Raw genomic sequence first — 24,313 nt, 5'->3', positions numbered from 1 at the left:
ATTGTGGGTAACTGCCCCGCCAAGGTCAAAGGGGTGGCGCTACGTGCAACAAAAAATTCATTTTCAGCGCCGGGATCGCGATAATCTAGGAGGCCTCAACAGCAGGACCAATTCTGGTCTCTACCAATGTAGTCAAGCACCTGTATTTAGCGACTAGGCCGACGACCAGCCCGGTGCCCAACTCATTGCACAATCAGGGATTTTCATGAGCAAACCCCAATACCTGCAGATCAAGGATGCCCTCGCCAACCAGATCCTGGCGGGGGGCCTGGCCCCCAACGACAAGCTCCCCTCCGAGCGGCTGCTGGGGGAACTCTATGGCACCACAAGGGTCACCATTCGCGAGGCGCTGGTGCAGCTGGAGGCAAACGGCCTTATCTATCGGGAGGATCGCCGCGGATGGTTCGTCACCCCGCCGCGTTTCAGCCTCAACCCCAGACGCACCTCCAACTTTCACCAGATAGTGCGGGAGCAAGGGGGCGAGCCGCGCACCGAACTGCTGGAAAAAAGCCGCCAGGCGGTGCCGCCCGCGCTGATGGCGCAGTTGCAGCTCAAGCCGTTTGACAGCCTGTTTCTGCTCAAGCGGCTGCGCTATGCCAACGGGCGCGCCATCTGCTATTGCGAGAACCACTGCCTGCCAGAGCGTGTGCCTGGCCTGCTGGAGCTGGATCTCAACGGCAGCCTGACCGAGATCTACCAGGCCCATTACGATCTCCACTACGCCCGCATGCAGGTGCGCTTCTTCCCCACCGCCCTGCCGGATGAGGTTGCCAAGGCGCTGGGGGCCACCGCCGGTCTGCCCGCCCTGCGCCTCGAGCGGCTCAACTTCGATCAGCACGGCCGGGTGCTCGACTTCGATCTGGAGTACTGGCGCCACGACAGTCTGGAGATCGAGGTGGATACCCAGGATTAGTCACGAACATATCAGGAACGGCAAAACGTCACGGGGCCGTCACGGTCACGTCATAAAGATCCCCTAGCCTCTCTCTCGACCAATCTGGTTTATACCAAGCCAATTTATATGGAGAAGAGGATGAAACAGGGAACCCATCTGCTGGCCGCCGCCGTGCTGGCCGCCACGACAGCCCCGGCACTGGCCGCCACCGATATCACCGTCTATACCGCCTTCGAACCGGAGCAGCTCAGCGAGCTGAAAACCGCGTTCGAGCGCCAGCATCCGGACATCAACATCAAGTGGGTGCGTGACTCCACCGGCGTGGTCACCGCCCGCTTGCTGGCGGAAAAAGCCCAGCCCAAGGCGGATGTGGTATGGGGACTGGCCGCCACCAGCCTGATGCAGCTCGATCAGCAGCAGATGCTCAATGCCTATGCACCGAAAGGGCTGGATAAGCTCGACAGCCGCTTTCGCGACAGCAAGCCCGAGCCGCACTGGATCGGTCTGGACGCCTTCTTCAGTGCCATCTGCTTCAACAAGGTAGAGGCCGAGAAACAGGGGATCCCGGCGCCCACCAGCTGGGCCGACCTCACCAAGCCCATCTACAAGGGCAAGGTGATCATGCCCAACCCCAGCTCTTCCGGCACCGGTTACCTGAGCGTCGCTGGCTGGCTGCAGACCATGGGCGAGCAGCAGGGCTGGCAATTCATGAACGGCCTGCACCAGAACATCGACCGTTACACCCACTCGGGCTCCGCCCCCTGCAAGCTGGCCGCCAGCGGCGAGACGGTGATCGGCATCTCCTTTGACTTCCCGGCCACCAGCCTCAAGGCCAAGGGCGCCCCCATCGAGGTGGTGTTCCCGAAAGAGGGTTCGGGCTGGGACATGGAAGCCGCCGCCATCATCAAGGGCACCCCCAAGCTGGAGGCCGCCAAACAGCTGCTCGACTTTGCCGCCACCGAACAGGCCAACGCCCTCTACAACAAGTCGTTCGCCGTGGTCGCCATTCCGGAGGTAGCCAAGCCAAGAGCCGGCTATCCCGCCAACATCAAGGGCCAGATGATCGACAACGACTTTGGCTGGGCTGCCCGCAAGCGCAACGCCATTCTGGCCCAGTGGAGCGCCAGCTTCGACGGCAAGACCGAAGCCAAGCAGTAAGCGTGAAGGGCGGCGGTTTGCTCACGCCACACACCGCAGCCAATAAACTGCTTGCCGAAGGTCAACTCAAGTTGGCCTTCGCTTTTTTTTGGCATCGCCTCCCCTGTTTGTATCGTCCTCAATGGGCGACGCCTAACCCATCCACAAGCGACCAAGCCAGCTGCTTGCGACCCGATGTCATCTGACTGTCATCAAGCTGTCATCCCCCGATCACCTGACCGTCACACTTCACCCGCAAACTGGTATATACCAAATCAGTAGCGAGTCGAACCATGACCCAGCCCTATCTGGACATTCAACATCTCAACAAGCAGTTCGGTGCTTTTCAGGCCCTCAAGGGGATCTCTCTGACCATTGAGCCGGGGGAGTTTATCTGCTTTCTCGGCCCCTCCGGCTGCGGCAAAACTACCCTGCTCAGAGCCATCGCCGGGCTGGATCTGCCGGACAGCGGCGAGATCTGGCAAGGGGGGCGCAATATCTCCCAACTGCCGCCCCAGCAGCGCGATTTTGGCATCGTGTTTCAGTCCTATGCTCTCTTCCCCAACCTGACGGTGGCGCAGAACATCGCCTTCGGCCTTGAGAATCAGGGGCTGGCGCGGGATCTCATCAAGGAGCGGGTCGATCACTGGCTGGGGCTGGTGGATCTCACTGCCCAGTCCCACAAATACCCAAGCCAGATCTCCGGCGGCCAGCAGCAGCGGGTGGCGCTGGCCCGGGCCTTGGCCCTCTCCCCCGGCCTGTTGTTGCTGGACGAACCGCTCAGCGCGCTGGATGCGCTGGTGCGCACCCATCTTCGTAGCGAGATCCGCGCCCTGCAGCAGCGCCTTGGCATCACCACCATCATGGTGACCCACGATCAGGAAGAGGCGCTGACCATGGCCGATCGCATCGTGGTGATGGAGGGCGGCCGCATCGTGCAGATAGGCACACCGCAGGAGATCTACCACCAGCCTACCAGCCGCTTCGTGGCAAGCTTCGTCGGCACCATGAACTTCCTCGACACCCTGGTGCTGAGCCCCACTCAGGTGCGCCTCAACGAACAACCGCTGACACTGGCCAACCAAGCCGCTGCCGGCAGCAAATTGCAGGTGGCGATCCGCCCCGAGGCGATCACCCTGAGTGCGCCGAGCGAGCCGCACCTTGGGCAACATGGCGTTGAAGCAACCATCGATCAGGTGGAGTTTCTCGGCGCCGCTCAGCGCCTCATCTGCACCGCCGACACCTATCTGGGCCCACAGCAGATCCTGGTGGAGCGCCCGACCCACGAGCTGCCCCGCCACGAGCAGGGTGGCTGGCGCAGCGGCATGCGCTGCTCGCTGCACTGGCCCGCCAGGGCGATGCAGCTGTTTGAAGGAGAGCACCCATGACAGCCCCCCTGGCGACCTCCTCCCTGCAGCCACCAGCGACAGCCCGCCAAGACGCCCGCTGGCAGCGGCTCTGTCGCGGCTGGAGCCGGGATCAGCTGCTGCAACTGATCCTGCTGGTGCTCGGCATCGCCCTGCTCACCGGCGGCTTGCTGCTGCCGCTGCTCACCATGTTGCAAAAGAGCCTGCAGGATGAGAACGGCCTCTGGGTGGGCCTTGCCAACTTCAGCGCCTACTTCGACGCCCCTCATCTGGGGCGCACCATCGGCAACACCCTCTGGCTCGGGGTGCTGATCACCGCGCTGGTGGTGACCATCGCCTTTGGCTACGCCTACGCCCTCACCCGCACCTGCATGCCGGGCAAGAGCCTGTTTCGCCTCATCGGCCTTATTCCGCTGTTGATGCCCTCCCTGCTGCCCGCCATCAGTCTGGTCTACTGGTTTGGCAATCAGGGGATCGCCAAGGGGCTGCTCGGCGGCGAGAGCATCTACGGCCCCATCGGTATCGTCATTGGTCTGGGCTTCTGGTGCTTCCCCCACGCCCTGATGATCCTTATCACGGCGCTCGGTCAGAGCGACGCCCGCCTCTATGAAGCCTCCCGAGTGCTCGGCAGCAGCGGCTGGCGCACCTTTGTCACCGTCACCCTGCCCACCGCCCGTTATGGCCTGCTCAGCGCCGCCATCGCGGTCTTCACCCTCACCATCTGCGACTTCGGGGTGGCCAAGGTGATTGGCGGCCAGTACAGCGTGCTGGCCACCGATATCTACCGGCAGGTGATCGGGATGCAGAACTTCTCGCTGGGCGCCGTTGCCAGCGTCACCCTGCTGCTGCCGGCGCTCTTGAGCTTTGCGCTGGAGCACAGAGTGCGCAGCAAGATGCAGGAGCAGAGCAGCGCCAAGGCGGTTCCCTATCAGCCCAAACCCCATCGGCTGCGGGATCTGCTGGCGCTCGGTTGGTGTACCCTCTGGGCCCTGCTGTTTCTGGCACTGGTGGGGATGGCCGTTTACGGATCCTTGGTACAGTTCTGGCCTTACAACCTCGGGCTGACGCTCGATCACTACGCCTTTGACAGCAACAGCGTCTATGGCTGGCAGCCCTTTACCAACACCTTGCAACTGGGCTTCTATACCGCGCTTATCGGCACCGTGCTGGTGATGGTGCTGGCTTGGGCACAGGAGAAGGGGCGCCACTTCGCGCCGCTGCGCCAGTTGTTGCATCTGCTCGCCATGCTGTCGCTGGCGGTACCCGGCATGGTGCTGGGGCTGGGTTACATCTTCTTTTTCAACGGCAATCCGCTCTTTGGCAGCCTCTACGGCACTCTCTATGGCACTCTGCCGCTGATGGTGCTCTCCTGCGTCATCCACTACTACACCGTGGGCCATATGACGGCGCTGACCAGCCTCAAGCAACTGCCAAAGGAGCTGGAGCTGGTGGCCATCTCATTGCGCATTCCGCTCTGGAAGGCGTTCTGGCGAGTCACCCTGCCCGCCTCCCTGCCCGCACTGCTGGAGATCTTCATCTATCTGTTCGTCAACGCCATGACCACCACCTCGGCGGTGATCTTCCTCTATTCGAGCGACAGCGTGCTCGCCTCCATCGCCGTGCTGAACATGGAGGATTCCGGCGATACCGCCGCGGCTGCCGCCATGGCCACCCTGATCCTGCTGGCCGCCGCCACCGTCAAGCTGCTCCAGCTCTTTTTAAGTCGCGCCCTGCTGGATCGCACCCAGCGTTGGCGCCACCCATAACCTTGCCGAGGAGTCATCATGTCCACTCTCCCCTTCTGGCTGGCCGAGGCGCTCGCCGCCGAACAACCCGCGCCCCCCACGCCACTTCACGGCCACCACGAGGCCGATGTCTGCATCGTCGGCGGCGGCTTTACCGGGCTCTGGAGCGCCATCGCCCTTAAACAGGCCGAGCCACACTTGCGCATCATGGTGCTGGAGAAAGATCGCTGCGGCAGCGGCGCCTCCGGGCGCAACGGCGGCTGCCTGCTCACCTGGTCGGCCAAATACCTGACGTTAAAGCGCCTCTTTGGCGAGCAGCAGGCCGCCTTGCTGGTGCAAAGATCCGAACAGGCGGTACACGAGATCGCCCGCTTCTGCGAAACACACAACATAGAGGCAGAGCTGAGGGTCGAGGGCACCTGCTACACCGCCACCAGCGAGGCGCAGCGCGGCCTGATGGAGCCGGTATTGCAGGAACTCAAGCGCGCCGACCTTAACCAGTGGCAGGCAATTGCGGAGGGTGAACTGGCCAGCCAGAGCGGCTCCCACGTCCATCTGGAGGGGCTCTACAGCCCGCACGCGGGTTCGGTGCAACCAGCACTGTTGGTGCGCGGCCTGCTGCGGGTGGCGCGGGAATTGGGTATCGAGGTCTATGAAGGCTCCCCCATGCAGCGCCTCGAAGGGGGCCAGCCTGTACGGGTGCAGACGCCGCAGGGCATCGTCCACGCCCGCAAGGTGGTGCTGGCCCTCAACAGCGCCATGGTGCAACACTTTCGCGAGTTTCGCCGCAGTATCGTGCTGGTCTCCTCCGATATGGTGATAACCGACCCCGCGCCGGATGCACTGGCCGCCCAGCAGCTTGCGCACGGCCGCTCCGTGGTGGATGGCCGCACCTTTGTCCATTACTACCGTTCCACCCCGCAAGGGCGGCTGATGCTGGGCAAGGGAGGCAACACCTTCGCCTTTGCCAACCGCCATCTGGCCGAGTTCGACGCGCCTAGCCGTTATCTTGCCCCCCTCACCCACACCCTGCGCCGCTTCTTTCCGGCGCTCAAAGAGGTGCCCATCGCCGCCAGCTGGTGCGGCGCCTCCGACCGCTCGGTGGATGGCCTCCCCTTCTTCGGCCACTGGCGAGGACAGCCCAATATCGTCTATGGCCTCGGCTATTCCGGCAACGGGGTGGCCCAGAGCTGGTTGGGCGGCCAGATCCTGGCAGCGTTGGTGCGCGATGAGGTGCGGGAAGCGGACAAGCCGTGGCGCGACTGCGCGCTGGTCAGCGGCCCGCGCGGCTATTTTCCGCCCGAGCCATTTCGCTGGCTGGGGGCCATGGTGGTGCGCAATGCCATCCGGCGCAAGGAGCGGGCAGAAGATGAAAATCGCCCGGTGGCCTGGTATGACAAACAGCTGGCCAAACTTGCCGATGCGGCGGGCAAGGCGGACAAATAGGCGCCTTCACAGCGCTTCTGAAGGAGCCAGAAAGCCGAAGGGGCAGGAGAGTGATGACTCCCCTGCCCCTTCTCAGTTGGTACGGCTCGCAGCTGGCCCGATAGGCAGTCCGGCGTTAGCTGGCCCAGGTAATGATGTGATCGATCCAGTCGCCGGCATCCACCTCGTGCACCACCTTGCCGCGCACCGACTGGCCGGCCTGGTGCATGGCGCTGCGGCTGCCGGTGATAAGCGGATGCCACTCTGGCAGGCTCTGCCCCTCCGCCAGCAGGCGGTAGGCACAGGTAGAGGGCAGCCAGTCATATTCGGCAATCTTGTCGTGGGTGATCTGCAGGCAGTCCGGCTCTTTTTTAAAGCGGTTGCCGTAGTCGGAGCACTGGCAGGTCTTGGTATTGAGCAGGTTGCAGGCCACGTTGGTGAACACCAGCTCCTCGGTGTCCTCGTCGATCAGCTTGTTCAGGCAGCACTTGCCGCAGCCGTCGCACAGGGACTCCCACTCCGTCATGGTCATCTGTTGCAGGCTTTTTACCTGCCAAAAGGGGGCGTTCTGCACGGGTTCACTCTGCTGCATAAAAGTTGGCTCACTCAATACACTGACAAGCGCGTGGTTATACGCCCTATGGCCCGATTTTTCAAGGTTTGCGACTGAGGTTAATGTGAGCCTTGCTGGCTCAGCATTAACCTGCCACATCTGTAAGTTATGGGGGAGACTCAGAAGTCCAACATACGAAACTCTATTAAATTACCAAGTCCTTATTGGCGACACCAAACGGGATATGTACAGATGGTAAAATAGATGATGACTGTAAATGTAATTTTTGATCATCGAAAAATATGTGCGGTCTTAATATATTTAACACTTTTGACTTTTCAACCCCTCCCATAAAGAATGCCTCATTTACAGAAATCCCCCAAGAACGCATTGTATTGATAACACGCTTATGCGAGGGTGCATTTCTAGCTGTCACGATTGATACCTTAAGCATGGGCAAGTAACTTGAGTCTTCTTTTTTCTTGTCAGATTCAATTTTTTGTATATCCGATATCCGCTGTAGAAAATTTTTAAGTGGACCTGGGTTATGTGGCACATCAACAAGTTCAGATTCATGAGAGTGAAAATCAGCTAGCTGCCCTGAGCTTTTATAAATTCCCTCTGCCTCATCATCCGCAAGAACTCCATCAAAGTCGAACGCAATTCTAAGCTCTAAATCTTCGGTATCATCTTTTATATCACCATTCAAAATTTGTCCTGCTGGATAACCGGCAAGCACTGCTTGCCGAACATCTTGATAATTAGCTGATAAAAATAGCTCGATATCAAATGCAGGAATATATATGTAAGGTGATTTACCTTGTAAAAATACAGCTCTTGTAATGCCAAGCTCGTAGTGTTCAATCGAGTTCATCACTCGAAGTCCGGTGTCAGAATCATTTCGAGATAATAAAATGACCTCCACTAGAGGATCTTGTGGGCATAGAGTATTTAGCTTCAGTAATCGACGAACAAAAGGAAATGCAACACCTTTACCTAACGGTTCATCCTGCTTTTTTCGTTGATACTCTCTGTAAGACTCCTCCCCCTCTGTCCTAAATATCTCATCGGACTCCTGAAGATCAAATAGCGCACTAGAAGAAAGGCCAACAACTAATCTCTTAGTTAAATCATATGGCACGTAGCACCTTCCTGTTTTTCGATAGATTTCACTTTAATCTAGTTCATGCATCTTGCATTGATAGTTGACTTGAATCAAACCATAGGCAATTGCTTTTTACTAGATAGCGCTCAGTAATCTGTTGCAATAAAAAAATGCCACCCTTGGGCGGCATTTTTATCAGAGATAACAGGCTAAAGAACTTACCAGCCGGTTACTTCACGCAGGGCCTTGCCGATATCGGCGAGCGACCGCACAGTTTTCACGCCGGCATCTTCCAGGGCGGCAAATTTCTCGGCCGCGGTGCCCTTACCACCGGCGATGATGGCGCCCGCATGACCCATGCGCTTGCCTGCCGGGGCGGTGACACCCGCGATGTAGGAGACCACCGGCTTGGTGACGTGGGCCTTGATGTAGGCCGCCGCGTCTTCCTCGGCGTTGCCGCCGATCTCGCCGATCATCACGATGGCTTCGGTCTGCGGGTCATTCTGGAACATCTCCAGGATGTCGATGAAGTTGGAACCCGGGATGGGGTCGCCACCGATACCGACGCAGGTGGACTGGCCGAAGCCCTCGTCCGTGGTCTGCTTGACCGCTTCATAGGTCAGGGTGCCGGAGCGGGAGACGATGCCCACCTTGCCCGGCTTGTGGATGTGGCCAGGCATGATGCCGATCTTGCACTCACCCGGGGTGATGACGCCCGGGCAGTTGGGCCCGATCATCCGCACGCCGGTCTCCTGCAGCTTCACCTTGACGTCCAGCATGTCCAGGGTCGGGATGCCTTCGGTGATGGTGACGATGAGCTTGATGCCGGCATCGATGGCTTCCAGGATGGCGTCCTTGCAGAACGGGGCCGGAACATAGATGACGGAGGCAGTAGCGCCGGTGGCTTCCACGGCGTCACGGACGGTGTTGAACACCGGCAGGCCCAGGTGAGTGGTGCCACCCTTGCCCGGGGAGACGCCGCCGACCATCTGGGTACCGTAGGCAATCGCCTGTTCGGAGTGGAAAGTGCCCTGACCGCCGGTAAAGCCCTGGCAGATCACCTTGGTGTCTTTGTTGATCAGAACGCTCATTATTTGGCCTCCGCTGCTTTTACCACTTGCTGAGCTGCGTCAGTCAGACTCGTTGCGGCGATGATATTGAGGCCGCTGTCGGCCAGTTTACGGGCACCCAGTTCGGCGTTGTTGCCTTCCAGACGCACCACCACGGGCACTTTCACCCCCACTTCCTTGACGGCGCCGATGATGCCTTCCGCGATCATGTCGCAGCGCACGATGCCACCGAAGATGTTGACCAGCACGGCTTGTACCTTGCTGTCGGAGAGGATGATCTTGAACGCCTCGGTCACCCGCTCCTTGGTGGCGCCGCCGCCGACGTCTAGGAAGTTGGCCGGGGAACCGCCGTGCAGGTTGACGATGTCCATGGTGCCCATGGCCAGACCTGCGCCGTTGACCATGCAGCCGATGTTGCCATCGAGCGCCACATAGTTCAGCTCCCACTGGGCGGCGTGCGCTTCGCGGGGGTCATCCTGGGACGGATCGTGCATCTGGCGCAGCTTGGGCTGACGGTACAGGGCGTTGGCGTCGATGTTGATCTTGCCGTCCAGGCAGTGCAGGTTGCCCTGGGCGGTGATCACCAGCGGGTTGATTTCCAGCAAAGCGAAGTCGCAGTCCAGGAACATCTGGCCCAGACCCATGAAGATCTTGGTGAACTGCTTGATCTGCTCGCCGACCAGACCCAGTTTGAAGGCCAGCTCGCGGGCCTGATAAGGCTGCGGGCCTACCAGCGGATCGATGGCGGCTTTGTGAATGAGTTCCGGGGTTTCGTGGGCGACTTTCTCAATCTCCACGCCACCTTCGGTAGAGGCCATGAAGACCACGCGGCGCGAACCACGGTCAACCACGGCGCCCAGATAGAGCTCCTTGGCGATGTCGGTGCAAGATTCCACCAGGATCTTGGTGACCGGCTGACCGTTGGCGTCAGTCTGATAGGTCACCAGGTTCTTGCCGAGCCAGTTCTGGGCGAAGGCACGGATCTCGTCCTTGCTCTTGGCCAGCTTGACGCCGCCCGCTTTACCGCGGCCACCGGCGTGGACCTGGCACTTGACGACCCAGGTATTGCCGCCAATCTTGTCGGCCGCTTCGGCCGCTTCCTGCGGGGTGGCACAGGCATAACCTTCGGAGACCGGCAGGCCATACTCGGCAAACAGCTGTTTTGCCTGATATTCATGCAGATTCATAGATGCTCTATCCGTGTTGTAGGTATTTCCGTCCGGGGCTCGTGTTTCTCAATCCCCTGTGAAAGGGGCCAAGGCGACCCCTCGTTATCTTTCTAATTTCACTTTCACTCAGACGTTCCGTCGGGGCCGGGTTGGCCCCCGCTTGCCGCCGAACGGGAAGTCCGGCGGCAAGCTTGTGGCGCGAGCCGTCAAGCCAGAGGGCTTGCCGGTCCGGCCGATTTCTTTAGACGTCCAGCAGCAGACGGGTCGGATCTTCCAGCAGCTCCTTGATGGAGACCAGGAAGCCCACCGACTCGCGGCCGTCGATGATGCGGTGATCGTAGGAGAGCGCCAGGTACATCATCGGCAGGATCTCGACCTTGCCGTCGACGGCCATGGGGCGGTCCTGGATCTTGTGCATACCCAGAATGGCGCTCTGGGGCGGGTTGATGATCGGGGTGGACATCAGGGAACCGAACACGCCACCGTTGGTGATGGTGAAGTTGCCGCCGGTCAGTTCATCCACGGTCAGCTTGCCGTCACGGCCCTTGCCGGCCAGGTCTTTGATGGCCTTCTCGATGTCGGCCAGGCTCATGTTGTCGCAGTCACGCAGCACCGGGGTCACCAGACCACGGGGGGTAGAGACGGCGATGCTGACGTCGAAGTAGTTGTGGTAGACGATGTCGTCACCGTCCAGCGCCGCGTTCACTTCCGGGTAGCGCTTGAGGGATTCCACCACTGCCTTCACGTAGAAGGACATGAAGCCGAGCTTGATGCCGTGCTTCTTCTCGAAGATCTCGCCGTACTGCTTGCGCAGCTTCATGATGGGCGCCATGTTGATCTCGTTGAAGGTGGTCAGCATGGCGGTGGTGTTCTTGGCCTCCAGCAGACGCTCGGCGATGCGCTTGCGCAGACGGGTCATGGGCACGCGTTTTTCGGTGCGACCGGCCAGCGGGGCGACCGGCGCAGCCGGGGCTGCAGCGGCAACCGGGGCGGCGGCAGGCTTGTTGCCACCCTTGATGAAGGCTTCCACGTCTTCCTTGGTGACGCGACCGCCCTTGCCGGTACCGGTCAGCTTGGCGACGTCGATGTCATGCTCGGCCACCAGGCGGCGCACGGAGGGGCTCAGGCCATCGGCAGCGTCATCGGCCACCGCTTCGACCGGTTTCTCCTTGGTCTCTTCGCCGGCCACCGGGGCAGGCTTGAGCATGGCGATCAGCTGGCGGGAGAGCACGGTGGCCCCTTCGCTTTGCAGGATGTCGCCCAGCACGCCGGCTTCCGGCGCCGGCACTTCCAGCACGACCTTGTCGGTCTCGATGTCGACCAGCACTTCATCACGGGCAACCAGATCACCCGGTTTCTTGTGCCAGGTGGCGATGGTGGCATCCGCCACTGATTCCGGCAGGTCCGGTACTTTGATCTCGATAGTCATCTAATCAGTTCCTTGTTACTTCTTGGCCAGCAGGCTTGTTCCAGAGTCAGAGAGGGTCGACGCAGCGGCGTGCCCTCTCCTTCGCAACGGGTTTATTCCAGGGTCAGCGCGTCTTCCACCAGGGCTTTTTGCTGCTTGGCGTGGACTGACATGTAACCGACGGCCGGTGAGGCCGACGCCGGGCGACCGGCATAACGCAGACGGGCATGGCTTGGCAGCACGCTGTCGTAGTGATGACGGGTGCAGTACCAGGCGCCCTGGTTCTGCGGCTCTTCCTGACACCAGACGAAGTCGGTGACATGGCTGTAGTCGGCCAGGATGGCGCGCACTTCCTCTTCCGGGAAGGGGTAGAGCTGCTCAATTCGCACCAGCGCCACATCTTGCTGCTCGGCCTTGCGACGGGCATCGAGCAGGTCGTAGTAGACCTTGCCGGAGCAGAACACCACGCGCTTGACGCCCTTCGGATCCAGCGCATCGATCTCGCCGATGGCGTTCTGGAAGGTGCCTTCGGCCAGCTCTTCGAGCTTGCTCACCGCCAGCGGGTGGCGCAGCAGGGATTTGGGCGTCATCACGATGAGCGGACGGCGCATCGGACGCACCACCTGGCGGCGCAGCATGTGGAACACCTGCGCCGGGGTGGACGGGACGCACACCTGCATGTTGTGCTGGGCACACATCTGCAGATAGCGCTCCAGACGGGCGGAGGAGTGCTCCGGGCCCTGCCCTTCGTAGCCGTGCGGCAGCAGCATGGTCAGGCCGCACATCCGGCCCCACTTCTGCTCGCCAGAGGAGAGGAACTGATCCACCACCACCTGAGCACAGTTGGCGAAGTCACCGAACTGGGCTTCCCAGATGGTGAGGCCGGCCGGCTCGGCGCTGGCGTAGCCATATTCAAACGCCAATACCGCGTTCTCGGTCAGCACGGAGTCGTACACCTCGAACGGGCCCTGCTCGTCGTGCAGGTTGCACAGCGGGGTGTAGGTGCTGGCATCGGTCTGGCTGTGCAGCACGGCGTGGCGGTGGAAGAAGGTGCCACGGCCGGAGTCTTCACCGGTGAAACGGATGCGCGAGCCCTTGTCCACCAGGGTGGCATAGGCCAGGGTCTCGGCAAAGCCCCAGTCCAGCAGCTTCTCGCCGGCGGCCATCAGGCGACGGTCTTCGTAGATCTTCTCGACCTGGCGCTGCAGCACATGGGTGGCCGGGTACTGGCTGATGCGCTCGCCGAGGGACTTCAGATGATCCATCGGCACTGTGCTGTCATAGGCCATGGCCCAGTCGTGGCCCAGATAAGGGGTCCAGTCGACTGAGTGCAGCTCCATCGGACGCCACTCCTTGCTCACCCGTTCACCGCGATCCAGAGTTTCGCGATATTCGTTGACCAGGGTAGTGGCCAGCTCCTGACTGATGCTGCCTTCCGCCACCAGTTGGTCGGCGTAGATCTTGCGCGGGGTCGGGTGCTGTTTGATCTTCTGGTACATCAGCGGCTGGGTCGCACTCGGCTCGTCGGCCTCGTTGTGACCGTGACGACGGTAGCAGACCAGCTCGATCACCACGTCGCGCTTGAAGGTGTTGCGGTAATCCAGCGCAATCTGGGTCACCAGCACCACGGCTTCCGGGTCATCGCCGTTGACGTGCAGCACGGGGGCCTGCACGGATTTGGCGATGTCGGTGCAATATTCGGTGGAGCGCAGGTCACGGATGTAAGAGGTGGTGAAGCCCACCTGGTTGTTGATGACGATGCGCACCGTCCCGCCCACGCCATAGGCACGGGTCTGGGACATGTTGAAGGTCTCGGCCACCACGCCCTGACCGGCCATGGCCGAGTCGCCGTGGATGGTGATGGGCAGTACGGTCGAGCCGTCCTTGTCACCGCGGCGGTCCATGCGGGCACGGACCGAGCCGATGACCACAGGGTTGACGATTTCGAGGTGAGACGGGTTGAAGGCGAGTGCCAGGTGGACATTGCCGCCCGGGGTGGCGAAGTCGGACGAGAAGCCCATGTGGTACTTCACGTCACCCGTGCCCCAGGATTCGCCGTGCTTGCCGGCAAACTCGTCGAACAGGTCCTGGGCGCGCTTGCCCAGCACGTTGATCAGCACGTTGAGACGGCCGCGGTGGGCCATGCCGATGACGGCCTCTTTGCAGCCCTGCTCACCGGCGCGACGGATAAGCTCTTTGAGCATGGGCACCATGGCATCGCCCCCTTCCAGGGAGAAACGCTTGGCTCCCGGGAACTTGGCGCCCAGGTATTTTTCCAGCCCTTCGGCGGCGGTCAGGCTCTCGAGGAAGCGGGTCTTCTCTTCCAGGGTGTAGCTCCCCGTCCCTTCGATGGATTCGAGACGCTGTTGCAGCCAGCGCTTCTCCTCGGTGGAGGTGAGGTGCATGTAGTCGGCGCCGATGCTGCCGCAGTAGGTTTTTTTCAACGAGGCATACAGATCGGAGAGCACCATGGTCTCGCGACCGATGGCGTAGGAGCCCACGTTGAAGGTGGCCTCCATGTCTGCGCCCTGCAGGTTGTGAAACGCGGGATCCAGTTCGGCAACGGTTTCACGCGCCCAGAGGCCGAGCGGATCCAGGTTGGCGTTTTGATGGCCACGGAAGCGGAAGGCGTTGATCAGCTGCAATACCCGCACCTGCTTGGCATCCACTTGCGGATCGGAGACGGGGGCACTGTAGCGGGAGGGATCCTTGGCCAGGCGACGGAAATAATCGCGGACTCGGGAGTGAGGTTGTTCTATCGCATGGCCATTGACCTGGGGCAGCGAGCTAAACAGGCTGCGCCACTCTTCGGCTACGGACTCGGGGTCTTCCAGGAAGGATTCGTACAAATCCTCAATATAGCTTGCATTCGCACCAGCCAGGTGAGATGACTCCAACCAGGCCTTCATCACGCCGTTATGCATTTCTATCCCTTGTACATCTTGTTCACTGCAGCGCAGCTTGTAGGGTTTAAATAGCCATCCAGCCATGGTGACGGATGGCTATCCAGAGGTCGGGCCTGGCGCGTGACGCCCTGGCCCTGATACTAAACAGCCCGATTGAGCAGCATCGACTTGATCTGACCGATGGCCTTGGTCGGATTCAAGCCCTTGGGACAGACGTTCACGCAGTTCATGATGCCGTGGCAACGGAACACGCTGAAGGCGTCATCCAGATTACCCAGTCGATCGGTAGCAGCGGTATCGCGGCTGTCCGCCAGCCAGCGATAGGCGGCGAGCAGACCGGCCGGGCCGATGAACTTGTCCGGGTTCCACCAGAAGGAGGGGCAAGAGGTGGAGCAGCAGGCACAGAGAATACACTCGTACAGGCCATCCAGCTTGGCGCGCTCTTCGGGGGATTGCAGGTGCTCACGCACGGGCGGCAATTTTTCGTCGTTGATGAGGAAGGGTTTGACCTTCTCCCACTGGGTGTAGAACTGGGTCATGTCGATCACCAGATCACGGATCACCGGCAGGCCTGGCAAGGGGCGGATAACGACGTTATTGCCCTTCTTCAGCAGATCGGAGAGCGGGGTGATGCAGGCAAGACCGTTCTTGCCATTCATGTTGAGACCATCAGATCCACAGACCCCTTCGCGGCAAGAGCGGCGGAAGGCGAGCGTGGGATCCAGCTCTTTGAGCTGGATCAGTGCGTCGAGCACCATCATGTCGGAACCTTCAGGAATATCAAGACGATATTCCTTCATATGGGGGACGTTATCAACATCCGGATTGTATCTGTAGACAGAGAATGTGACGTTCATAGGGCTAGCTCCGCAATCAGTAAGTCCGGACCTTGGGCGGGAACGCCTCACGGGTCTTGGGTGACATGTTGACAGCGCGACGGGTCATGGACTCGGTGTCCGGATGATAGAGGCTGTGGCACAACCAGCTCTCATCGTCACGCTCCGGGAAATCGAAGCGGCTGTGGGCGCCCCGGCTCTCGGTACGGAAGTTGGCAGCCACCGCGGTGGCATAGGCCGTCTCCATCAGGTTGTCCAGCTCCAGGCACTCGATGCGCTGGGTGTTGAACTCCTTGGAGGTGTCGTCCAGACGGGCGTTCTTGAGGCGCTCGCGGATGAGTTTCAGCTCGGCCAGCCCTTCGGCCATGGCATCGCCTTCCCGGAATACGGAGAAGTTGTTCTGCATGCAGCGCTGCAAGTCCTTGCGGATCTGCACCGGATCTTCACCGTCACGGCAATTTTCCCAGCGATTGAAGCGGGACAGTGCGGCGTCGATATCGGCGTCGGAGGCGGCGCGGCCGTGCTCCATCTCGCTCAGGGTGTTGACCAGGTGCATGCCGGCGGCGCGGCCAAATACCACCAGATCCAGCAGCGAGTTGCCGCCCAGACGGTTGGCACCGTGCACCGAGACGCAGGCGATTTCGCCCACCGCAAACAGACCGACCACCGGCACGTCGTTGCCGTCCTTGTCCTGGGTCAGGCACTGGCCGTTCACGTTGGTCGGCACGCCGCCCATCATGTAGTGGCAGGTCGGGATGATGGGAATGGGCTCTTTGACCGGATCCACGTGGGCGAAGGTGCGAGAGAGCTCGCAGATGCCCGGCAGACGGGATTCCAGCACCTCTTTGCCGAGGTGATCCAGCTTGAGCTTGATGTGCGGGCCCCAGGGACCGTCACAGCCGCGCCCTTCGCGGATCTCGATCATGATGGAGCGGGCCACCACGTCGCGACCAGCCAGATCCTTGGCGTTCGGCGCATAACGCTCCATGAAGCGCTCGCCGTCTTTATTGAGCAGGTAACCGCCTTCACCGCGGCAACCTTCGGTCACCAGCACCCCTGCCCCGGCGATGCCGGTCGGGTGGAACTGCCAGAACTCCATGTCCTGCACGCCGACCCCGGCGCGCAGCGCCATGCCGACGCCATCACCGGTGTTGATGTGGGCGTTGGTGGTGGACTGATAGATGCGACCGGCGCCGCCGGTGGCCAGTACGGTGGCCTTGGCCTTGAAGTAGACGACTTCACCGCTCTCCATGTCGATGGCGGTACAGCCAACGATGTGGCCGTCCTGGTTCTTCACCAGATCCAGCGCATACCACTCGGAGAAGACGGTGGTCTTGTTCTTGACGTTCTGCTGATAGAGGGTGTGCAACAGGGCGTGACCGGTACGGTCGGCTGCCGCCGCGGTACGGGCCGCCTGCTCGCCACCGAAATTCTTGGACTGGCCACCAAACGGACGCTGGTAGACGGTGCCGTTGTCGAAGCGGGAGAAGGGCAGACCCATGTTCTCCAGTTCATAAACGGCCTCGGGGCCGGTCTTGCACATATATTCAATGGCTTCCTGATCACCGATGTAATCGGAGCCCTTGACGGTGTCGTACATGTGCCACTGCCAGTTGTCGTCGTGGGCATTGCCCAGCGCAACCGTGATCCCGCCCTGGGCAGAAACCGTGTGAGAACGGGTCGGGAATACTTTGGATAACAGAGCGCAGCTCTTGCCGGATTGGGCAATCTGCAGCGCGGCGCGCATGCCGGCGCCACCGGCACCGATCACCACCGCATCAAATTCACGAGTTGGAATAGTCACCTTACACCCCCCACAGTACAACGAAGCCGGTCATCAGGTAGACGAACAGCACCACTACCAGGGCAAATTGCAGCGCACCGCGCAACCCCACCGGCTTGATATAGTCGGTCAGCACCTGCCACAGACCGATCCAGGCGTGGATCAGTACGCACAGCAGCGCCAACAGGGTGAACACCTTGGTGAAGGTTTTGGCGAAGAAGCCGGTCCACACCTCGTAGCTGATGTCGTTGAACGCGACAAAGCCCACCAGGTAGAGGACATAACAGGTCATGATGAGGGCGGTGGCGCGGATCAGGATGTAATCATGAACGCCGCTGCGCCCGAAGGTTGCAGAATTGGTTACCATACCAGTACCCCCGCCAATACCGCCAAAACCGCAGTGATCACGAAAGCCACACGGGCACTCTGATTACCGGATTCCAGCTCTTCCCAATAGCCCATGTCCATGACCAGGTGACGCAGTCCGCCCACAATGTGGTAAGCCAGCGCAGTCAGGATCCCCCACAGCACGAATTTGACCAGGAAGTTGTCCATGATGGACACCACGGTCTCAAATCCTTCGGGAGAGGCGAGTGAAGTACCAAGCATCCACAGCAAGATTGAGAGCGCCACAAAGGTGATGACCCCTGAGACACGATGCAAGATGGAAGCGATGGCGGTGACAGGAAAGCTGATCGTCTGTAGGTCGAGGTTTACAGGTCTCTGTTTATTTTTCACGGCTTTGCCCACTCAGCTCCATTGAGCACGTTAGTTATTGTTTTTACACGCTTATGAGGGCATGGAGTGGCATTTGTTAGGTTTTTGTTACCAAAACAACTCAGGAAAGCCAAAAATAACATTTTCAATATCACATCTAGCTTTGCGAAAGCGTTTCAAACACCGACAGCCATCACCCACGAGGCGCAGTATATCGGCGGGCTTAACCAATGACAATCAATTAGCTACAAAGAAAACCCAAAACCGTAAACCAGATCTCACAACTCATTTAACAAATCATTAATGATCATCCAGCAAAATTGACAACAGCCCTGAACTCTGTTTCAAATAAGGCGCTCCAGCCGCCCTGGTACGGGTCAGAACCTTTGCCAGCGTCATCAAACTCGTAATAAAGTAGAGCTGGAATCAAATTATAAAAGAGCAAAGGAGACGTGCTATGGCTGATAAGATAGCCACCCTACATCTGCCCGGTAAAGACCCGGTAGAACTCCCGATCCTGTCAGGAACTGTCGGACCCGACGTGATCGATGTCAGAAAACTGGGCGCGCAAGGGTACTTCACCTTCGACCCCGGTTTTATGGCAACCGGTTCTTGCAAATCATCCATTACGTACATAGATGGCGATCAGGGTGTCTTGCTGCACCGTGGTTACCCCATCGCCCAGTTGGCTACCCAGGCCAGCTATCTGGAAGTCTGCTACATCCTGCTGTACGGCGAGGCGCCCACCAAGACGCAGTACACGGAATTCGAACGTCTGGTCACCCGCCACACCATGGTGCACGAGCAGATTGCCTTCTTCTTCCGCGGCTTCCGTCGCGACGCTCACCCCATGGCCGTCATGTGCGGCGTGGTCAGTGCGCTCTCCGCCTTCTATCACGATGCCCTCGACATCAACAACGAAGAGCACCGCGAGATCTGCGCCTTCCGTCTGCTCTCCAAGATGCCGACCCTGGCCGCCATGTGCTACAAGTACTCCATCGGTCAGCCGTTCATGCAGCCGCGTAACGCCCTCTCCTATGCCGGCAACTTCCTGCACATGATGTTTGGCGTGCCGACCGAGGAGTACAAGGTCAACCCCATCGTCGAACGCGCCATGGACCGCATCTTCACCCTGCATGCGGACCACGAGCAGAACGCCTCCACCTCCACCGTGCGTCTGGCCGGCTCCTCCGGCGCCAACCCGTTTGCCTGTATCGCCGCGGGGATCGCCTCCCTGTGGGGACCGGCCCACGGCGGTGCCAACGAAGCCTGCCTCAAGATGCTTGAGGAGATCGGCTCGGTTGACCGCATTCCCGAGTACATCGCCAAGGCCAAGGACAAGAACGATCCGTTCCGTCTGATGGGCTTCGGCCACCGGGTCTACAAGAACCACGACCCCCGTGCCACCGTGATGCGCGAAACCTGTCACGAGGTACTGACCGAGCTGCAGATCAAGGATCCGCTGCTGGACGTGGCCATGGAGCTGGAGCGCATCGCGCTCTCCGACCCCTACTTCATCGAGAAGAAGCTCTACCCGAACGTGGACTTCTACTCCGGCATCATCATGAAGGCCATCGGCATCCCCATGTCCATGTTCACCGTGATCTTCGCCATCTCCCGTACCATCGGCTGGATTGCCCACTGGAACGAAATGCACTCGGATCCGGATCAGAAGATCGGCCGTCCGCGTCAGCTCTATACCGGTCAGCCGCAACGCGAGTTCACCCCGCTCGACCAGCGTTGAGTCACGGGTTTCGGATTTTTTGTTACAAAGGCGGTCATTGACCGCCTTTTTATTTGCCGCTCTAATGCCCCCCTTTCCATCGAAGGAGTTCATCATGAGACCACTGTTCCTCAGCGCCGCTGCCGCCCTGCTGCTCAGCGCCTGTCAAAACGCCCCCACGCCAACCGCAGGCGAGACCCTCTACGTCAACAGCCAGCTGGTACACTGCGTCGGTGTCGGCCCCATGCACTGCATGCAGGTGCGCAGTGACGAGCAGCAGCCCTGGACCCTGTTCTATCAGCAGATTGAAGGCTTTCAGTTTGAGCCCGGCTACCGCTATCAGCTGACCGTCAGCAAGGAGCAGCTCACCGATGTGCCGGCAGATGCCCCTTCCCTACGCTACCAGCTCATCAAGGTCGTCAGCAAACAGGCGGCGCGCTGATCAAAAAAGGCATCGTTTGGAGATGTCTGTTCAGTTCATGACCCGGTTCTGGTACGCTGGTTGACGAATCCATTGTTTAATCAGCGTTTTCGGGCAGCCATGCCCTACCACTATGATCAAGATCCGCACGACCCGGGCCAACGACTGGCCCGCCATCATGGCCATTCAGGACGAGTGTTATCACCAGCTGGATCCTGAGCCCATCGAAGTCATGAGCAACAAGGCCGAACTGGCCCCCGCTTGCTGCTGGGTAGCCGAACATCAGGGCCAGGTACTGGGCTATTTGCTCTGCCACCCCTGGCGTGCCCACCAGCCCCCGCCCCTCTCCGTCCCCATTCAGCGCCTGGCCGGCAATGACGAGTTCTATCTGCACGATCTCGCCGTCTCACGGCAGGCCCGCGGCAAGGGCATAGGGCAGCGGCTGCTCGCCACCGCCCTCGCGTTTGCCGCAGACGAAGGGTTCGAGCACGCCGGTCTGGTGGCGGTACAGGATGCGCCGGCCTTCTGGCGCAAGCAGGGCTTCCAGCCGGCCAGTACCCGCAAGTCCCTCACCGAATATGGCGAGGGTGCGACCTACATGAGACTGACACTGACGCAACGGGGCTGACGATCACCCAATGAAAAAGGCGCCTTACGGCGCCTTTTTTTCGACTCATGGTGGACTCATCAAGCCTTGAATTTGCTGAACACCAGGGAGGCGTTGGTCCCGCCAAAGCCGAAGCTGTTGGACATGACGGTGTTGAGATCCGCCTCTTCGTACGCGCGCACGATGGGCAGGCCTTCGGCCTTCTCGTCCAGGGTTTCGATGTTGATGCTGGGGGCGATGAAGCCGTGTTCCATCATCAGCAGGGAGTAGACGGCCTCGTGCACGCCGGCAGCACCCAGGGCATGACCGGTCATGGCCTTGGTGGCGGAGAGCTTGGGCGCATTGCTGCCAAACAGCGTCTGGATGGCTTCCAGCTCCTTGGTATCACCGACCGGAGTGGAGGTACCGTGGGTGTTGATGTAATCCACCTTGCCGACACCCTGCATCGCCATCTTCATGCAACGCACCGCGCCTTCACCGCTCGGCGCGACCATGTCGTAGCCATCGGAGGTGGCACCGTAACCGGTGATCTCGGCATAGATGTGGGCACCACGGGCCAGGGCGTGTTCCAGCTCCTCGACCACTAGGATGCCGCCGCCACCGGAGATGACGAAACCGTCGCGATCCGCATCATAGGTACGGGAGGCTTTTTCCGGGGTGTCGTTGTACTTGGTGGACAGGGCGCCCATGGCATCGAACTGGATGGTGGAAGACCAGTCCAGCTCCTCGCCGCCGCCGGCGAAGACGATGTCCTGCTTGCCGAGCTGGATCAGTTCCAGAGCGTGACCGATGCAGTGGGCAGAGGTGGCGCAGGCGGAGCTGATGGTGTAGTTGACACCCTTGATCTTGAACGGGGTGGCCAGGCAGGCGGAGGTGGTGGAGGACATGGTGCGCGGCACCATGTAGGGGCCCACACGCTTGACGCCCTTCTCGCGGGCAATATCCGCAGACTCGGAGGTGTTCTTGCCGGAGGCGCCACCGGAGCCGGTCACGATACCGGAACGCTCGTTGGACACCATCTCTTCCGGCAAACCGGCGTCTTCGATGGCCTGTTGCATGGAGAGATAGGCATAAGCCGCTGCATCGCCCATGAAACGCATGACTTTACGGTCGATCAGTTCAGACGGGTCGAGTTTGATGTTACCCCAGACACGGCTGCGCAGGTTGTACTGTTCGAACTGCTCGGAATAGGTGATGCCAGATTTGCCTGCTTTCAGGGAGGCCAGCACTTCTTCCTTGTTGTTGCCGATACTGGAGATGACGCCGATACCGGTGATCACTGCTCTTCTCATTAATTCATCTCGTCTGGAAAAACTGGCGCCAAGTCTACCCGCTTTCGGCTGCCAAACTGGTCTGCTTTCACGTAGAATGCCCGCGATTTTGTGACGCGAGCAGAGGAAAACGTGAGTCAAACATCCTTACATCATGCCCGATTGGACTGGAATGAAGCGGGAACTCCAGTCTCCAGTGAGTTCGGGGATGTGTACTTTTCCAATGATAACGGTCTAAGTGAAACCCGCTACGTCTTTTTGCAGCAAAATCGGCTGCCAGCGCGATTTTCGCATCACGATAGTGACATTTTCGTGATAGGTGAGACAGGTTTCGGCACAGGTCTTAACTTTCTGGCGACAATGGCCGCCTTTCTGGAACAGGCGCCCCAATCCGGCAACGGTGCCCGCCTCCACTTCATCAGTTTCGAAAAATACCCGCTGACCCGGGAGGACCTGCGCAAGGCGCTGGCCGCCTGGCCCGAGCTCGCCACCTTCAGCCAGCCCCTCATCGCGCAGTGGCCGCTGCCCGTCGCAGGCTGTCATCGGCTGCTCTTTGCCGGCGGCCGGATCCGGCTCGACCTCTGGTTTGGCGACATCAAGGAGATGCTGCCCCAGGTGCCCCACCCGGCAGACGGGCTGGTGGACGCCTGGTATCTGGATGGCTTCTCCCCTGCCAAAAATCCCGAGATGTGGACGCAAGACTTGTTCGACGGCCTGGCCCGCCTCGCGCGTCCCCACGCCACCATCGCCACCTTTACCTGTGCCGGCTTCGTGCGCCGCGGCCTGATTGCCGCCGGTTTTGCCATGCAGAAGGTGAAAGGGCATGGCAGCAAGCGGGAGATGCTGGCCGGGGAGCGCGCAGAGAAACAGCCACAGCAGACCATCGCACCCTGGTATGCCAGACCTGCCGGCCGCGCGGGCGAGGTGCTGATCATCGGTGGCGGCATCGCCTCGGCCATGACCGCGCTCTCGCTGGTAGAGCGAGGCCGCAGGGTGACGCTCTTGTGCCAGGATGGCGAGCCCGCGACCGGCGCCTCCGGCAACCGGCAGGGAGCCCTCTACCCGCTGCTCAACGGCGAGCACGATGCCCTGTCGCGCTTCTATTCGCTGGCCTTCGGCTTTGCCAGAAGCCGACTGCTGTCCCTGGCCAAGCGCCACCCCATCGCCTTCTCGCTGTGCGGCGTCACCCAGCTCGGCTATGACGACAAGTCCGCCGCCAAGCTGGCCAAGATGGCGCAAGGCCCCTTCCCGCCCGAGCTGATGCAGGTACTTTCCGAGCCGGAGGTTGAGCAAGTGGTCGGCTTGCCCTGCGGTCACGGTGGTGTCAGCTATCCGCAGGGGGGCTGGCTCTGCCCGGCGGATCTCACCCGCGCCGCCATCCAGGAAGCACAAGCCAGCGGGCTGCTTGAGGTGGCGTTCAATACCGAGGTGGTCGCCATGGCCGAACAGGCCGATGGCTGGCTGATCGAGAGCCGTGACGGGCGTCGCTGGCAAGCCCCCAATCTGGTGGTGGCCGCCGGCCATCAGTTGCCTGCGCTCATCCCCTTTGCCGAGCTGCCGCTCTATCCGGTGCGCGGCCAGGTGAGCCATGTGCCGACCTCGGCGAGCTTGAGCAAGCTCAACACCGTGCTCTGCTACGATGGCTACCTCACTCCGTCCCACCACGATCACCACTGCATCGGCGCCAGCTATGGCCGCAACCAGACCGATCTCGAGTTTCGCGCCGACGAGCAGGCCCAGAACCAGGCGCGACTGCAAGCCTGCCTGCCACAGCAAGCCTGGCCCGCCGAGGTGGATGTGAGTGGCAATCAGGCCCGGGTCGGCGTGCGCAGTGCCAGCCGGGATCACCTGCCGGTGGTGGGGCCAATCGCCTGCTTGGCAAACCTGGCGGATCACTACGTCAGGCTGCAGGGCGAGCAGCAAAACGCCGCGCCGTTACCGCTGCATCCTGGTCTCTATGTGCTGGGGGCACTCGGCTCGCGGGGACTCTGCTCGGCGCCCCTTTGCGGCGAGCTGCTGGCCAGCGAGATCTGTGGCGATCCGCTGCCGCTGGCGGCCGATCTGCTGGAGGCGCTCCACCCGGCCCGCTACTGGGTGCGCAAGCTGCTCAAAGGCAAGCCGCTCCAGTGAGCGCTAAGGTGCTCGGCAAGGCGCAACAACAAAAAGGGCTCCCCG

At 60.6% G+C, this 24,313-nt stretch carries 20 protein-coding genes; 9 read left to right on the top strand and 11 right to left on the bottom strand.

All coding sequences use genetic code 11. The features are described 5' to 3' along the window. Positions 1-205 precede the first annotated feature (205 nt). The 5 genes from phnR (at position 206) to OKC44_RS08210 (ending at position 6,590) form a co-directional block, all read left to right on the top strand. Positions 206-913, top strand: coding sequence for a phosphonate utilization transcriptional regulator PhnR (gene phnR, locus OKC44_RS08230; RefSeq protein WP_029303195.1), 708 nt, complete (start codon positions 206-208; stop codon positions 911-913). 120 nt (positions 914-1,033) lie between these two features. Beyond that, on the top strand, positions 1,034-2,053 hold the full coding sequence (locus tag OKC44_RS08225) for a putative 2-aminoethylphosphonate ABC transporter substrate-binding protein (RefSeq protein ID WP_270812193.1): 1,020 nt from the start codon (positions 1,034-1,036) through the stop codon (positions 2,051-2,053). A gap of 272 nt (positions 2,054-2,325) precedes the next feature. Next, positions 2,326-3,420: a putative 2-aminoethylphosphonate ABC transporter ATP-binding protein gene (locus tag OKC44_RS08220; RefSeq protein WP_270812191.1), complete on the top strand. Its 1,095-nt coding sequence runs from the start codon at positions 2,326-2,328 to the stop codon at positions 3,418-3,420. Next, a complete protein-coding gene (locus tag OKC44_RS08215) occupies positions 3,417-5,165 on the top strand; it encodes a putative 2-aminoethylphosphonate ABC transporter permease subunit (protein WP_270812190.1) in 1,749 nt (582 codons plus the stop codon). The genes OKC44_RS08220 and OKC44_RS08215 overlap by 4 nt, the downstream gene beginning before the upstream one ends. Before the next feature lie 18 nt (positions 5,166-5,183). After that, positions 5,184-6,590, top strand: a complete 1,407-nt coding sequence (locus OKC44_RS08210) for an FAD-dependent oxidoreductase (RefSeq protein ID WP_270812188.1) — start codon at positions 5,184-5,186, stop codon at positions 6,588-6,590. 115 nt (positions 6,591-6,705) lie between these two features. On the opposite strand, the gene OKC44_RS08205 is transcribed toward OKC44_RS08210, so the two are convergent. The 10 genes from OKC44_RS08205 to sdhC form a co-directional block, all read right to left on the bottom strand. After that, positions 6,706-7,161, bottom strand: a complete 456-nt coding sequence (locus OKC44_RS08205; RefSeq protein WP_005300228.1) for a YcgN family cysteine cluster protein — start codon at positions 7,159-7,161, stop codon at positions 6,706-6,708. Between the two features lie 166 nt (positions 7,162-7,327). Beyond that, the gene (locus OKC44_RS08200; RefSeq protein WP_080722093.1) at positions 7,328-8,263 is read right to left on the bottom strand and encodes a 5'-nucleotidase; all 936 of its coding nucleotides are present in this window, start codon (positions 8,261-8,263) and stop codon (positions 7,328-7,330) included. A gap of 182 nt (positions 8,264-8,445) precedes the next feature. Beyond that, entirely contained in the window at positions 8,446-9,318 is an 873-nt protein-coding gene (sucD, locus tag OKC44_RS08195; protein ID WP_005300222.1) for a succinate--CoA ligase subunit alpha, read from the bottom strand. Then, positions 9,318-10,484 (bottom strand): ADP-forming succinate--CoA ligase subunit beta, encoded by a 1,167-nt coding sequence (gene sucC, locus OKC44_RS08190; protein WP_016350506.1) that lies wholly within the window; start codon positions 10,482-10,484, stop codon positions 9,318-9,320. Before sucC ends, sucD begins: the two co-directional genes overlap by 1 nt. A 223-nt stretch (positions 10,485-10,707) precedes the next feature. Then, positions 10,708-11,895, bottom strand: a complete 1,188-nt coding sequence (gene odhB, locus OKC44_RS08185; protein WP_011705800.1) for a 2-oxoglutarate dehydrogenase complex dihydrolipoyllysine-residue succinyltransferase — start codon at positions 11,893-11,895, stop codon at positions 10,708-10,710. Between the two features lie 92 nt (positions 11,896-11,987). Then, on the bottom strand, positions 11,988-14,798 hold the full coding sequence (gene sucA / locus OKC44_RS08180) for a 2-oxoglutarate dehydrogenase E1 component (RefSeq protein WP_060389579.1): 2,811 nt from the start codon (positions 14,796-14,798) through the stop codon (positions 11,988-11,990). Between the two features lie 122 nt (positions 14,799-14,920). Further along, positions 14,921-15,637: a succinate dehydrogenase iron-sulfur subunit gene (locus tag OKC44_RS08175; RefSeq protein WP_011705798.1), complete on the bottom strand. Its 717-nt coding sequence runs from the start codon at positions 15,635-15,637 to the stop codon at positions 14,921-14,923. 16 nt (positions 15,638-15,653) lie between these two features. Then, entirely contained in the window at positions 15,654-17,420 is a 1,767-nt protein-coding gene (gene sdhA / locus OKC44_RS08170) for a succinate dehydrogenase flavoprotein subunit (protein ID WP_011705797.1), read from the bottom strand. A gap of 1 nt (position 17,421) precedes the next feature. Next, on the bottom strand, positions 17,422-17,766 hold the full coding sequence (gene sdhD / locus OKC44_RS08165; RefSeq protein ID WP_011705796.1) for a succinate dehydrogenase, hydrophobic membrane anchor protein: 345 nt from the start codon (positions 17,764-17,766) through the stop codon (positions 17,422-17,424). Continuing rightward, on the bottom strand, positions 17,760-18,149 hold the full coding sequence (gene sdhC, locus OKC44_RS08160; RefSeq protein WP_011705795.1) for a succinate dehydrogenase cytochrome b556 subunit: 390 nt from the start codon (positions 18,147-18,149) through the stop codon (positions 17,760-17,762). Before sdhC ends, sdhD begins: the two co-directional genes overlap by 7 nt. Positions 18,150-18,573: 424 nt before the next feature. Here sdhC and OKC44_RS08155 point away from each other — a divergent pair, with 424 nt between their 5' ends. From OKC44_RS08155 to OKC44_RS08145, 3 genes are all read left to right on the top strand, one after another. Further along, on the top strand, positions 18,574-19,860 hold the full coding sequence (locus OKC44_RS08155; RefSeq protein WP_270812185.1) for a citrate synthase: 1,287 nt from the start codon (positions 18,574-18,576) through the stop codon (positions 19,858-19,860). A 94-nt stretch (positions 19,861-19,954) separates the two neighbouring features. Continuing rightward, complete coding sequence (locus tag OKC44_RS08150; RefSeq protein ID WP_270812184.1) at positions 19,955-20,281, top strand: DUF4377 domain-containing protein; 327 nt, start codon at positions 19,955-19,957, stop codon at positions 20,279-20,281. Between the two features lie 112 nt (positions 20,282-20,393). Then, positions 20,394-20,888, top strand: coding sequence for a GNAT family N-acetyltransferase (locus tag OKC44_RS08145; protein WP_270812181.1), 495 nt, complete (start codon positions 20,394-20,396; stop codon positions 20,886-20,888). A gap of 59 nt (positions 20,889-20,947) precedes the next feature. Here OKC44_RS08145 and fabB read toward each other — a convergent pair whose 3' ends face one another. After that, on the bottom strand, positions 20,948-22,159 hold the full coding sequence (fabB, locus tag OKC44_RS08140) for a beta-ketoacyl-ACP synthase I (protein ID WP_016350500.1): 1,212 nt from the start codon (positions 22,157-22,159) through the stop codon (positions 20,948-20,950). A gap of 90 nt (positions 22,160-22,249) precedes the next feature. Here fabB and mnmC point away from each other — a divergent pair, with 90 nt between their 5' ends. Then, positions 22,250-24,268 (top strand): bifunctional tRNA (5-methylaminomethyl-2-thiouridine)(34)-methyltransferase MnmD/FAD-dependent 5-carboxymethylaminomethyl-2-thiouridine(34) oxidoreductase MnmC, encoded by a 2,019-nt coding sequence (gene mnmC / locus OKC44_RS08135; RefSeq protein WP_270812179.1) that lies wholly within the window; start codon positions 22,250-22,252, stop codon positions 24,266-24,268. The last annotated feature ends 45 nt before the right edge of the window (positions 24,269-24,313 follow it).

Source organism: Aeromonas sp. S41-2 (assembly GCF_027705845.1).
Classification (GTDB): domain Bacteria; phylum Pseudomonadota; class Gammaproteobacteria; order Enterobacterales; family Aeromonadaceae; genus Aeromonas; species Aeromonas hydrophila.
The sequence above is the reverse complement of the archived record's forward strand: the minus strand, read 5'-3'. Positions and strand labels throughout refer to the sequence as shown.

Coding starts and splice junctions, on each gene's coding strand:
- phnR (WP_029303195.1), top strand. CDS start 206: ATGAGCAAACCCCAATACCTGCAGATCAAGGATGCCCTCGCCAACCAG.
- OKC44_RS08225 (WP_270812193.1), top strand. CDS start 1,034: ATGAAACAGGGAACCCATCTGCTGGCCGCCGCCGTGCTGGCCGCCACG.
- OKC44_RS08220 (WP_270812191.1), top strand. CDS start 2,326: ATGACCCAGCCCTATCTGGACATTCAACATCTCAACAAGCAGTTCGGT.
- OKC44_RS08215 (WP_270812190.1), top strand. CDS start 3,417: ATGACAGCCCCCCTGGCGACCTCCTCCCTGCAGCCACCAGCGACAGCC.
- OKC44_RS08210 (WP_270812188.1), top strand. CDS start 5,184: ATGTCCACTCTCCCCTTCTGGCTGGCCGAGGCGCTCGCCGCCGAACAA.
- OKC44_RS08205 (WP_005300228.1), bottom strand. CDS start 7,161: ATGCAGCAGAGTGAACCCGTGCAGAACGCCCCCTTTTGGCAGGTAAAA.
- sucD (WP_005300222.1), bottom strand. CDS start 9,318: ATGAGCGTTCTGATCAACAAAGACACCAAGGTGATCTGCCAGGGCTTT.
- sucC (WP_016350506.1), bottom strand. CDS start 10,484: ATGAATCTGCATGAATATCAGGCAAAACAGCTGTTTGCCGAGTATGGC.
- odhB (WP_011705800.1), bottom strand. CDS start 11,895: ATGACTATCGAGATCAAAGTACCGGACCTGCCGGAATCAGTGGCGGAT.
- sucA (WP_060389579.1), bottom strand. CDS start 14,798: ATGCATAACGGCGTGATGAAGGCCTGGTTGGAGTCATCTCACCTGGCT.
- OKC44_RS08175 (WP_011705798.1), bottom strand. CDS start 15,637: ATGAACGTCACATTCTCTGTCTACAGATACAATCCGGATGTTGATAAC.
- sdhD (WP_011705796.1), bottom strand. CDS start 17,766: ATGGTAACCAATTCTGCAACCTTCGGGCGCAGCGGCGTTCATGATTAC.
- OKC44_RS08155 (WP_270812185.1), top strand. CDS start 18,574: ATGGCTGATAAGATAGCCACCCTACATCTGCCCGGTAAAGACCCGGTA.
- OKC44_RS08150 (WP_270812184.1), top strand. CDS start 19,955: ATGAGACCACTGTTCCTCAGCGCCGCTGCCGCCCTGCTGCTCAGCGCC.
- OKC44_RS08145 (WP_270812181.1), top strand. CDS start 20,394: ATGATCAAGATCCGCACGACCCGGGCCAACGACTGGCCCGCCATCATG.
- fabB (WP_016350500.1), bottom strand. CDS start 22,159: ATGAGAAGAGCAGTGATCACCGGTATCGGCGTCATCTCCAGTATCGGC.